At 32.4% G+C, this 12,909-nt stretch carries 13 protein-coding genes; all 13 read right to left on the reverse strand.

Annotated elements, in window-relative coordinates; all coding sequences use genetic code 11:
* Positions 1-42: 42 nt before the first annotated feature.
* A complete protein-coding gene (locus AXK38_08525) occupies positions 43-1,098 on the reverse strand; it encodes a UDP-glucose 4-epimerase (protein ID AMH89281.1) in 1,056 nt (351 codons plus the stop codon).
* A gap of 1 nt (position 1,099) precedes the next feature.
* Positions 1,100-1,504 (reverse strand): glycerol-3-phosphate cytidylyltransferase, encoded by a 405-nt coding sequence (locus AXK38_08530; protein ID AMH89282.1) that lies wholly within the window; start codon positions 1,502-1,504, stop codon positions 1,100-1,102.
* Positions 1,501-2,355, reverse strand: coding sequence for a hypothetical protein (locus tag AXK38_08535; GenBank protein ID AMH89283.1), 855 nt, complete (start codon positions 2,353-2,355; stop codon positions 1,501-1,503). The genes AXK38_08530 and AXK38_08535 overlap by 4 nt, the downstream gene beginning before the upstream one ends.
* Before the next feature lie 107 nt (positions 2,356-2,462).
* Positions 2,463-3,551, reverse strand: coding sequence for a hypothetical protein (locus AXK38_08540; GenBank protein ID AMH89284.1), 1,089 nt, complete (start codon positions 3,549-3,551; stop codon positions 2,463-2,465).
* Positions 3,548-4,987 carry a polysaccharide biosynthesis protein gene (locus AXK38_08545; protein ID AMH89285.1) on the reverse strand — a complete coding sequence of 480 codons (1,440 nt, stop codon included), beginning with the start codon at positions 4,985-4,987 and terminating at the stop codon, positions 3,548-3,550. The genes AXK38_08540 and AXK38_08545 overlap by 4 nt, the downstream gene beginning before the upstream one ends.
* 15 nt (positions 4,988-5,002) lie before the next feature.
* On the reverse strand, positions 5,003-5,923 hold the full coding sequence (locus AXK38_08550; protein AMH89286.1) for a glycosyl transferase family 2: 921 nt from the start codon (positions 5,921-5,923) through the stop codon (positions 5,003-5,005).
* A complete protein-coding gene (locus AXK38_08555; protein AMH89287.1) occupies positions 5,920-7,029 on the reverse strand; it encodes a glycosyl transferase family 1 in 1,110 nt (369 codons plus the stop codon). Before AXK38_08555 ends, AXK38_08550 begins: the two co-directional genes overlap by 4 nt.
* Positions 7,026-8,120 (reverse strand): glycosyl transferase family 1, encoded by a 1,095-nt coding sequence (locus AXK38_08560; protein ID AMH89288.1) that lies wholly within the window; start codon positions 8,118-8,120, stop codon positions 7,026-7,028. Before AXK38_08560 ends, AXK38_08555 begins: the two co-directional genes overlap by 4 nt.
* A 16-nt stretch (positions 8,121-8,136) precedes the next feature.
* Positions 8,137-9,306, reverse strand: a complete 1,170-nt coding sequence (locus tag AXK38_08565) for a glycosyl transferase (GenBank protein ID AMH89289.1) — start codon at positions 9,304-9,306, stop codon at positions 8,137-8,139.
* The gene (locus tag AXK38_08570; protein AMH89290.1) at positions 9,306-10,529 is read right to left on the reverse strand and encodes a glycosyltransferase WbuB; all 1,224 of its coding nucleotides are present in this window, start codon (positions 10,527-10,529) and stop codon (positions 9,306-9,308) included. Before AXK38_08570 ends, AXK38_08565 begins: the two co-directional genes overlap by 1 nt.
* A gap of 9 nt (positions 10,530-10,538) precedes the next feature.
* Positions 10,539-11,132: a capsular biosynthesis protein gene (locus AXK38_08575; protein ID AMH89291.1), complete on the reverse strand. Its 594-nt coding sequence runs from the start codon at positions 11,130-11,132 to the stop codon at positions 10,539-10,541.
* Between the two features lie 385 nt (positions 11,133-11,517).
* Positions 11,518-12,201: a tyrosine protein kinase gene (locus AXK38_08580; protein AMH89292.1), complete on the reverse strand. Its 684-nt coding sequence runs from the start codon at positions 12,199-12,201 to the stop codon at positions 11,518-11,520.
* 10 nt (positions 12,202-12,211) lie between these two features.
* Complete coding sequence (locus AXK38_08585) at positions 12,212-12,904, reverse strand: capsular biosynthesis protein CpsC (GenBank protein AMH89293.1); 693 nt, start codon at positions 12,902-12,904, stop codon at positions 12,212-12,214.
* Positions 12,905-12,909: the final 5 nt, after the last annotated feature.

The following is a 12,909-nucleotide window of genomic DNA, read 5'->3' on the forward strand; positions in this document are numbered from 1 at the left end:
ACATTATATATCCTTGATAATTTTAATATATCTTAAAAGATTTTACATCTCTTCATCTGCTACCATATCACGAATTGCTGTCTGTATTTCATCTAATTCTAGCAACTTTCTTTTAACTTGCTCTACATCCATCAAATCAGTATTATTACTATTGAATTCTGTCAACAAATTTCTATTCGTACTACCATCTTTGAAATATTTATCATAGTTAAGATTACGATTATCACTAGGAACTCTATAAAAATCACCCAAATCAATTGCATTTGCGCACTCTTCATTAGTTAATAATGTTTCATAAATTTTTTCTCCGTGTCTAATACCTATAATCTTAATATCTTGTTCTGAGGCAAAAATTTCTGATACAGCCTTAGCCAACACTTCAATCGTACATGCTGGTGCTTTCTGAACTAGTATATCTCCAGATTTTCCTTCTTTAAATGCAAATAAAACTAAATCTACTGCTTCTTCCAATGTCATGACAAAACGTGTCATGCTAGGTTCAGTAATTGTAAGAGCATTTCCTTGCTTAATTTGCTCAATCCAAAGAGGAACTACAGATCCTCGGCTACATAGAACATTCCCATAGCGAGTCACACATATCTTTGTATGCTCAGGATTTACCGTCCGGGACTTAGCAACAGCAATCTTTTCCATCATAGCCTTAGATGTTCCCATAGCATTAACAGGATAAGCTGCCTTATCTGTAGAAAGACAGATAACTTGCTTTACACCAGCTTCGATAGATGCAGTAAGAACATTCTCAGTTCCCAAAATATTAGTTTTTACCGCTTCTATAGGGAAAAATTCACAAGAAGGTACCTGTTTCAGAGCAGCAGCATGAAAAACATAATCCACACCATGCATAGCATTTTTTACCGAAGCTAAGTCACGCACATCTCCGAGATAAAAACGGATTTTCCCAGCCACTTCTGGTGCTTTTACCTGAAACTCATGACGCATATCATCTTGTTTTTTTTCATCTCGCGAAAAGATACGAATCTCTGAGATATCTGTTTCTAAAAAACGCTTGAGAACTGCATTCCCAAATGAACCTGTCCCTCCTGTAATTAGAAGAGTTTTTCCTGTAAATTGTGACATATTATTTTCCACCTTTGGTCTTGTTTAAATCTTCTTTAATCTGTGTAGTAGAAATTTCTTCAGTACGAGGTAAATATACTACTTCTACGCCCTCATCTTTCAAAAAATCAAACTTACCTTCCCAATCATCACCAATAACAAAGATATCAGCATAATACTTCTTTACATCTTCTCGTTTTTGTTCCCATGAAATCTCAGGAATTACCAGATCTACATAACGAATAGATTCAAGCAAAATTTTACGTTGTTGATAATCAAAATATGAAATCTTATCTTTTTGAAGATTAAATTCATCAGTAGATAGACCTACTATTAAATAATCTCCCAAATCTTTAGCACGCTTCAATAAATTGATATGACCGTAATGAAGCAAATCAAAAGTCCCGTAAGTAATCACTCTCTTCATTTTTCTTCCTTTCCATATATTCCTAAATCAATCAAATATGGTCTATGCCCAACACGTTCTTCTAAAGGTGGCAACTTCATGTACTCACCATAATGTGTAGTCAAGTATTGATGAAAATCACCAGGTAATAAAATTGTGATTTCTTCAAATTTATGTTCAACTAGGGGATATAGTGTTGTTTTTAGAACATACTCTACATTTCTTACCGGAAAATCTAAACAAGCAAATGCAGATTGATTTGTTCCATTATATAATCTAGAAAATTGATCAATTTTTTTGAGTATTAAACTTTTAGGAATTAATTTTAAGCTATAATGAATACATCTCCTTAGCATAGCTTTTAAACCTTGAATCAAGTTCTCAGGAGCCTTAGAAACAGTAGGTAGCATCCTCATCACATATAACTTTTTATAAAACTGTACAGCTTTAAATTGTCTCTCATTTTCTATCTCATTGTCTGGAACCTCGTCAAATGGAAAAATATCTACATAAATACCACTTTGTGTTTTTAAATTTCTTTGGGCATACTCTAAGAACAAAGTCCCTTTTAACATTAGTTTACTGTAAGAATAGGGTGATCTTCTATCAGAGGAGGGTGATTGTAAATAAAACTCTTCTCCTAAATACTGTTCAGCTACTCTCAAAAAGTTATCATAATTCTCACGTGTCATACCAATATCAATATCGTCATCCCATGGTATAAATCCTTCATGACGTATTGCTCCAAGAGCACTTCCACCAATTAAAAAATACTCTATATTTTCTTTTTTACATATTCGAATAATTTCTTTTAATATTTTGAGTTCAAGCTTCTGAATCATATCTAATTCATCTGCGCTGTAATTAATCATTTAAATTTCCACTTTCTAAAGAAATAGCTATACCGTATTTCTTTATATTTTTATATTATAAACCACTCTTATAGTGTTTGCAAAGTACAGACATAAAGAATATAAAATCAGTTAAATAAATTTGGCAAAAGTGCCTCATAAAAATAAAGGACATTTTCTCTTAGATACCACCAAAAACAAGTAGCACCTAAAACTCCGAAAATAATATAAAGTCCACTCTTTAATTTTATAAATGATCGTTGCATAAATGGTTGTAAAGCTGCAATGGCTATAAAATTTAAAACAACAGTAAAAATTAAATAGCGAGTAAATGCTGTACTAAACATAATTAGGGGTAAAAAAATTGTACTAAAAAAACTATGTTGATACACCAAGTTTATAAAATTGGTCACTTCCTGAGGGAGATTTGAAACTGTTTTTGCAATCTTTTTGAGGTTAATACTAATTAGTAGGTTGAAAACATAGTAACTATCATACAATATAAAACCAAGACGAGTCGATTTCGCTGTATAATACATAACACGACTTTTAGTTGCCTCGCTCCCTAACAGTTCAAATATTTTAGTCAAGTAGCTAGAATTATTACCTACCAATAGATTTGTCACAATTAAGACCGTAGATATAAATACCAATACCCATAGCATCTTACTAGTATTTTTTTGTCTATAAAAAATAACAAATGGTAAGAAATAAATGATAGATCCATGAAACAGAAACGCTATGAACATCAATCCTATGAATATGAATCGATGATTTTGTGAAAGATAATAATGCGCTATAAGTGCTACACTAGCTGCTAAAAAGAATCTTAGAACTTCTAAAGTATAAAAGAAATAAAAAAGAGATAGCAATAAAATTAGAAGATTATAATTACAATGCAATTTTTTAGCAACAAAATAGAAACATGCTGAGGAGAATAGAAAAATACATGCTAAAAAAACTTGAAAAGAGATGGAGTGATGTGAAAACCAATCTGCAAAAAAATTATACGCATGGTCTGAAAAATACAGACTACTTTTTCCTACAGCATATCTTGCACGATAATGAGTTAAATCTGAAAATCCTTCTCGGATATTTCCTGCATAGATAAAAAACAAAACTAACCAAGATAAAAATGCTAGAAAATTTATACGTATCCTATTGACTACGACTAATAGATTTGTTAAAAAACTTATATAAAATAAAGCTGAAATCATCTACTTTTTTTGAATCCTTTCTTTACAAAATCTAATGCTTGAAAAACAAATACATCTCGCGTCAACAAGCTCAAGCCAAAGTAAACTACTATCCCAAGAACGATTTGCTTAATAGTTGTTCCATAATTTGCTGGATATCCTCTGAAGGGAACAATAATAATTATCCCCATTATCATAGAATAAATAAGATATTTAAATAATGACTTCAAAATAGGTATAATAGGTATATCCTTTGACATTATATAGTATTGCACTATAACAGAAGAGGTAAGTGATACTATAGTTGCTAAACAAACACCTACTACTCCAAACATTGGAGCAAGTAACAAATCTAATAGAATATTTAAAATTGCAGCTAAAGTATTAGAAAAGAATAAGACTTTTGTTTTATTAACTGCAACAAAATACTGACTACCTGAAACTCCTAGCAAAGCATTACCAACAGCAATAGGAGCAAGCCATTTAAGAGCATCCATAGATGGAATAAAACTTTCACCTAAAAACCACGGAACAAAAGTATCTGCAATAGCATAAAGGCCAATCGACAATGGAACAGCTAAGAACAAAGAAAATTCAGCTGCAGTTGTCAGATACTTTTTCATATTTTCTAACCGTCTATTACGAAATTCATTTGCTATTCGTGGCATCATAACAGAATTTAATACTACTATTAAAGAGAGTGGTATCTGTATAATCTTCTCTGCATTACTATAGTAAGAAACATTGCTGATTCCAGAACTTAAAGATCCTAGAACAATTTTATCAGCAGATAACATAATTTGCATGATGATGCTTGGTAAAAATAGTTTGAGACTCCCTAAAATAATCTCCGTAAAACGATGAATATTTATCTTTGGTCTACTAATAAACATCCTTAATTGACTGTAGGCTGATACATTTGCTACTAAAACAGAGAGTCCATATATGAGCACATATAGAGTTAGATCTGTTTCGCTTTTTACAAATAAGAAGGTCGCTATCGTAAATAATAACTTAGCAATAATGTTTTTTAATACAACATACTGCATTTCCTCTAAGCCACGATAGAACCACGTACAATCAAGAATAGACCCAAAAAGCCAAATGGAAAAAAGTTGAAAATAAACTTGATAATTTGAATTTATGTTAGAAAAAATGTATAAGCAGAATAGTGAAAAAAATCCTAAAATAATCTGAATAGCCAAAATACTCCAAAATGTCTCTGATAGTTCCTCTTTATCATCTCTAGTATAGGCACATTCGCGATTTCCATAGTGACCGATACCTAGTAAACCTAAAGTATAAATCAAAGTAACGATTGAATTGGCATAATCGTAAATTCCCAACTGGTGTGCGCCCAATACTCTAGCAACATATGGAGTAATCAATAGTGGTAATATTAAAACTACCACTTGATAAATTAAGTTATATAGATAATTTTTAGAAATTTTACTCAAAACTCTTCTCTCTCATTATTTTTTTAAAAACACTAATATATCTGATATTAAATTGCGGAATGTAGGATAATAAGCATAATACTTCAATTGGAAATGAACTATTTGCATAAGAGTACCATCTTTTAAAATCTCTCTACGTCTCTCAAGAACCATTGCCATATTTTCAAGTTGAGAAATTATTTTTATGTCTAAATGTTCTTTACGAGCCACATCAAGTAAGAAAACTGCAATTTGATAACTCGTATCCACTTCAACAACTCGCCGTTCACGATTAAGAGATTGCTTAGGAGCAGAAGCACTTGTTTCGTGGCGACGAAAATGTATTAAGCGTTTTAAGTATAGATATAGAGTTCCTCTTACCATAGCTAGATTCCATAAAATATTATCATGGCCAAATCTATCTATATCATACTTTTCTAACAGAACTATCAACTCACGCTTAACTGCAAAAGTACATCCTGGTCTCATAACAGAAATACTCTTGTTTTTTAACGAAAACGGGACTACAGCACCATTATCTAACTCAACATCCTTAATCTTGATTTTATCATTTCTACCAAAATCGAGAATCTCATAGTTACTAGCTAATAGTTCTATTGACGGCGATTTATGAAACTCTTTTACCATCAGTGAAATTTTATCTTTATTCCAAATATCATCTTGATCACAAAGAAAAACTACATCTCCTGTTGTCTTTTGAAGCGCTTTTCTAAAGTTTTTTCTCCAACCTATATTAGATGAGTTTTTTATCAATACCCAATTATCAAGATGATACTTCTGAATATACATATTAAGTAAATCAACTGTATTATCTGTTGAACAGTCATCAACAATAATAACTTCATCAGCCATTAAACTCTGAGTACGAAGCGATTCTAGCTGCTCTAGCAAATAATCTGCTCCATTATAGGTTGTCATTGCAATAGATATCCTCATTTTTCCTCCATAAATTTCAAATGCTCTTCAACCATTGTTTCAATAGTATAGTGTTTAATAGTAGATAAAGCGTTTTGAGATAATTGAACTCGTAATGAGTCATCTTGTAATACTTGGCTTAACTTTTGAAAAATAGCTTTCCAGTCATCGACCCTATCAATAACATATCCATTATAACCATTCGAAACAAGTTCAATTGCAGCAACACATGCAGATGTAGAAATAACAGGAAGTCCGTGCGACATTGCCTCGTTTACAACAAGTCCCCAAACATCAGACTTTGTTGGTAAAACAAATATATCAGATAGCTTGTAGTATTGTTTCAGTTCAGATGTCTGTAAAAAATCAATAAAATGAAAACGGCTATCTTGTCCAATAAGATCAAGTAAGTATTGTTTGTATTCACTATCAGGACTTGGTCCTACAATCAAACATTGTACATTGTCTGATAGATTCTGAACAGCCTTGATTAAAACATCCACACCTTTACCAGGGATGATTCTACCAACAAATAAAATTGTTTTTTTAGTTGGACTGAATCCCAGTTTCTTTCTTAAAAATTGTTTTTCTTCCTCATTGACAATTTGATGTCGTATGTCTTTCTCTGATAAGGAAGTAAATGAATACCGATAAATATTTTCTTTATTCACATGATAATGCGCTAAGAAATCATCACTGGACTGACTTGGGCTAAAATAATAGCAGGGTTTCGTAAGAATAAATTTTTTAAACTGGTATTTTAAAAAGTTCTCGCTTTCTGGTATCTTACCGCCATCAATTTCTAATATAAACGGTATCTTAGAAAAAACACACTTTAAATAACCAAATAATTCTGTTCGATAAGAATAGTTAGTCAAAAAAATATAGTCATACTTTTCAGGAATTAAATACTGGAATATAGCTGAATTTAATTTCTTCTCATCAATATTACCTTCACTTAAAAAAATGGCGGTAAAATTTTTAAAAGTCTCACGGTAATCAAATCTAATATCTTGAGCTCCTGTTGCTTCGAAAATAACAGTTAAATCCACAAATTTCCCAAGTTGATTATAGAAATCCACACGATAAGGCGATGGAATATTAGTTACAAATAATACTTTTTTCATGATTTATCTACAATTCTTTCATAAGTTTTTGTTAACTTATTAACCATATCAGACAGGTTATAACCCTTAGCAATAATTTTATCAACTGCCCCAGTATCCCGTCCTTTGGTCTCCAAAATCGTTTCACACCAATATTTAACTGTTTCATCCAATGATAAAAAACGTATATTATCAGTTAAATTAATCTCACTGGGAAAATTATCAGAAACTACTAATGGTAAACCGTTGATTTGCATCTCTAGCACAGCTATACCAAAACCTTCAAAAAGAGATGGGAAAACACCTACATCAAATACATTAATCAATTTGTTTACATTAGAAGACTCACCTAAAAAACTAATCTTATCCAATATTCCTAATTGATTTGCTTGCTTTTTAATAACCTCTTCCAATTCTCCCTTACCTATGAGAACAAGATGAGCATCTTCTCTTTCATTGATAACTTCCGCAAAAACTTTAAGAAGAAAATCATGATTTTTCTGATAATCAAATCGTCCTACATGACCAATAACAAACTTATTTTCTAAATTTAATTCCTTACGCAAATCTTTAGATAATTGTGGACTATAGATGAACTTTTGAACATCAATAGCATTAGGAATAACTTCAAAAGAGTGATTACCATACAACCACTCTCCTGCTTTTTCCGAACAAGCCCATAGATGAGTAGCATATTTCGGAATTTGCTTCTTGAATTGGTCATTCAAAAACCTCTTCAATAAACTTTTGTTTGTATAGTTTGTATTATGGCAATGTGAAATACGAATAGGAATATTACACTCTTTTGCAATAGATAAAATTGTACTATTTCCTGCATCAGCATGCGCATGAACTACATCATATTTTCCATTCAGCATAATTTGCTTAATTTGACGATAATTTTTTAAAGGATTCCTTCCTCTGGCAGGAACTCTAAAGATTTTACCTCCAAGATTTAAAATATCTTCATCGCGTACACCTTTGGACAATGTATGGACTAAAAAATCAATTTGAATGTTTTCAGAATGCATTTTTTCATAAACATTCATCATAAAGGTAGATACACCGCCTCTATCCATAGTCCCGCCGTTAACGTATAAAATCTTTATCATATCAACTCCAGTTCCACTAGTATAAATTGAGTATATTTTCTACAAAATACTCTTTTGACAAATTAAAATTAGGATTCCTTTTACATTGACTCACTTCTTTTAGGGATCCTAGTATAGAAGTAACAGTTCTATCACTACACACTATACCGTACATATGTGTACTTTCTATACTCCCCCCAGTTGGGTAGCTCACAACTGGTGTCCCACAGGCAATAGCTTCTAAATTAGTTGTCGGATAATTATCCTGTGTTGTCGGGTTGATAAATACATCTGCCAACGTGTACCAAGCAGAAAGTTCTTCCACACTATCTGTTGTGGTCAGACCAATAATCTCTTTAGGAAGTTTATTCAATTGTTCTTTTGATAATCCTATCAAAACTAATTGTTGATAAGATTTTAGCTGTGTAGATAATTCTAATAGATCATCCAAGCCTTTACGCTGATCCCAGATAGAAGCCACACCAAGCAGTACCTGTTTGCCTTCTAAGCTAAATTTTTTTCTCAATTCCTGAGCCTCAAATAGCCTTGGTTTAAATATAGTAGTATCAATACCGTTATGAATAACTGTTACGGGATATTCTTTCAAAAATGAATTTCTTACCAAATTTGCCAACCACTCTGATGGTGTAATAAGTGTCAAGTTTGGAACACCTGTAAACAAATTTTTTTTACGTTTAAAATTTCTAGATGAAAAATCAATTAATGACTTTGGATAATCGTTTTTTTGACTCGAATGATGGCACTGTCCAATTTTTTCACATTCTAAAGTATCAAAGTAAGCACCATGTCCAGTAAAAGCCCAACAATCATGTAAAGTCCATAAAATTTTCTTTCCGCAAGTTTTCAAATAGGAAAATAATTCTCCTACATGAATATAGTATCCATGTAAATTATGCAGATGAATAATATCAGGATCATATTCTTTCATCCAAGTGATAAATTTTCTAGTTGCCGCTTTACTTCCAAAACCAGCATTATCAAAAATTCGAGCTTGTAAGACATGTCTATTTACATCCACTCTAGAGCCTATTTTAACTGCGTAATCTCGATACTGTGTCGGCACATGCTCACGTCCATATGCAATCTTAACTTCATGCCCCTGCTTTGTTAAAGCGGTTGCGATATCCGTACAAATTCTACCTGTACTCCTAATACCACAAACAGTATTAATCATCAAAATTTTCATTAGGAAAATTCCTCTCTCAAATACTTTTCCAACTGTGTCATAAACTGCTCTTTAGAAAAGTGCTTTTCATAGTAATAACGAGCTTGCTTCCCTAACTCCTTTTGTTCCTCTATAGATAACATACTGAATTCACAAATATTTTGTACTAATTGTTCCACATCTTGTTCAGAACTAACATAACCACAATTTGCTTCCTCTACGATTGCTTTAGTATCTCCTGAAATTGCACCTATAATTGGTTTTCCTGCTGCCATATAAGATTGTACCTTTCCAGGTATAGTACGAGAAACTATCGAGTCTCCTATTAAAGAAACTAACATAGCATCTGATTTTTTATAGAATGTTGGCATTTCTTCCAAAGAACGTCTTCCATAAAAGGAAACATTCTTCAACTCCAATTCATGAGCTAAGGCTTTCATACTTAGCAATTCCGTACCATCTCCAACAAAATGAAAATGAATTTTCTTGGGTAAATCGGTATTCTTTTCTATCAAACTGGCAGCTTTCAAAATAGTTTCCAAATTTTGTGCTTTACCAATATTACCAGCAAAAGTTAGGTCAACACTTTCTTTATTAACTCTCGATTCATCAGGGATAAAAAGATCTTCTGCATATTGTGGCAAATAAGTAATCTTTTGTTCTAATATATCAAATTGTTGCACAAAATAATTCTTAAATGATGGACTAGTGACAAATATATAATCGCTAGCTCGATAAACTCTTTTTGAGATAAATTTAAACAACTTGAAAATCAAGCCATCTTGTTTCACTCCCCCTACAGTTAAACTATCTGGCCAAACATCCATACAATATAGAAACAGGGGCTTCTTATACTTATTTTTATAAACCATACCAGCCCATGCCATCATAACTGGAGATGATTGATTTACAAAAACACAATCAAATTCTGATCCATCTTTTGCTTTATACTGTCCTAGTAAAACTCCCATCGATGAACTGATAGCAAAACTAAAATAATTTAATATCCTATGTAAAGTACTTTTTCCCCTTGGAATTGTATAGGAACGAAAAACAGTAACTCCTTCTATAGTCTCTCGTCTATTTTGGTTATTCAGATAATCTGCATATATTTCACCTTCAGGATAATTAGGAATTCCTGTTAAAACAGTAACTTCATGACCTCTCTCAACAAGATCTTCACAAATATCTGATAATCTAAAAGGTTCTGGTCTATAATGTTGACTAACAAATAAAATTTTCATTTCACTATCTTAACTCTCTCGTTTACTCCCCTCTACAATTCCTTTTCGTTTCAATACGTAAGGTATTGTTCTTACTATACATTTTATGTCCATTATTAATGATCTATGTTTTACATAATAACCATCCAATTTTGCTTTCATATCTGTAGACAGATTGTCTCGACCATTAATTTGTGCCCATCCCGTTAATCCTGGTAAAACATCATTTGCACCATATTTATCTCTTGCTTCTACTACATCCAATTCGTTTATTGCTACCGGTCTAGGGCCCACAATACTCATATTACCAACAAGAATATTACATAGTTGAGGCAACTCATCTAAAGATGTTTTTCTTAAAACACTTCCTACTCTGGTAATCCACTGCTCTGAATTGTGTAAATCTCGAGTAGCTACATATTTGGGAGATTCTACTTTCATTGTTCTAAATTTTAAAACATAAAAAGATTTCTTATGAAGCCCAAAACGTTTCTGCTTAAATATCGCTGGTCCTTCTGAATCCAGTTTAATCGCGATTATAATTATAATAAAAATCGGACACAGTACTATTATGCCTATTAAAGATAGAGTTATATCCCCTAATCGTTTTATTACACTGTACATAAACTATTTCTCACTATAAATTCAAATTCTATCTTATTCCCATCTTTCAAATTAAATCGTTCAGTTCATGCAACTACAAAAACTCAGTATATCTTTGGTAATTCAATGATTTATGGGAATATAATCCTTTTATCTGCTATAACAAATAATTTTTTCTCATCTAAACAAAATTTATTTGTTTCATTAATATATGACTTCTCAATAATGGATTAGAAAGTTCAGTTCAATTGTTCTTACAAATAGACCGAGTATTTCTTGAAGAAATATCAGTTTCTGAAATTGCAATCAGTATATAAGCTAGTAAACTAACAGATATATTCTATAAGATTAGCAGAGTTACATTATAGAAACTCCTTCCTTCTATGCTGGACTCCCTAACCTCATTTTATCTTTTACCATAAGAACCATAACCACCGTAAGAACCATATTTTTCACGTTGAACATCAAATTTATTGAGAACGACCCCTAAAAATGGTTTTCCTGTTTGTTCTAACTGGCTTTTAGCTTTTTGCACTTCTCTTCGTTTTGCAACTCCGGCTTCTACAACTAAAATGGATGCATCGCATTTTTGCACAATAATAGCTGCATCGATTACAACTCCAATTGGTGCCGTATCAACGATAATATAGTCAAAATATTTACGTAGGGTTTCAATCATAATTCCAAAGTTGTCACTTTGAAGAAGAGCTGTTGGATTAGGAGAAGCCACTCCTGACTCAATGACAAACAAATTGTCAACATTTGTCTCACAAAGTCCATTTGACAAATCCTGAGTTCCAGCTAGATAGTCTGTCAAGCCTGTAATTCTTTCTCTTGACTTAAAGACTCCAGACATCACTGAGTTCCGGATATCTGCATCAATCAAAAGAGTCTTATATCCTGCACGTGCAAAAGCCCAAGCAATATTAGTAGAAGTTGTAGATTTTCCTTCACTAGGATCAACTGAAGTGACTGCAATAACTTTTAAGTTATTGCCACTCAATTGTACATTTGTTCGTAAAGCATTGTAGTACTCTTCTGCTTTTTTAACAGTATTAAGTTTCTGTTGTGATAATTCTAACTTTGCCATCTCTTCTCCCTTACTTTACTTTATCCAGCTTTGGAATGACTCCAAGGAGCGAAATTTCCATAACCTCTTCTATATCTTCTGGACGTTTTACACGGTTATCAAATAGTTCAATCAATAGCACTACTACAATCACTAGGCCTACTCCAAGACCTGCTCCCATCACAGTATTACGACGAATATTTGGTGATGATGGAGCAATTGCTGGACGTGCCTCCTCAAGGGTTGTTACATCTGAAACTCTGGTAACTGTAATAATTTTTTGGGCTGCAACTTCTCGTAAAGCATTTGCAATACGACTGGCCTCATCAGGTTTATAATCACTGACCGAAATAGATACGATACGTGTATCTGCAGGAACTGTTACCTGAATCTTTTTAGCTAACGCTTTAGCATTGATGGTCAAACCAAGATCAGTGACTACCTTCTCTAGAACGTCTTGTGAGAGAATGATTTCACGATAGTCCTTAACCAAATATGTTCCAGCTTGTAAATCCTGATTCGTCAAACCTGGTTGGTCACTTTGGTTTCGATTGACTACATAAATTCGCGTCGTGCTTTTATATACTGGTTTCAGAATAAAACTACTGTATGCAAATGAAGCTCCTCCAATCACAATTGCTGCAAGAAGGATTACTAATTTCTTTACCCATAGTGCCTTTAGCAACTGAACAACGTTCACTTCAATAATATCTTTTTCTTTCATATTTT

Origin of the sequence: Streptococcus mitis (assembly GCA_001560895.1) — a bacterium.
Lineage (GTDB): Bacteria > Bacillota > Bacilli > Lactobacillales > Streptococcaceae > Streptococcus > Streptococcus mitis_Q.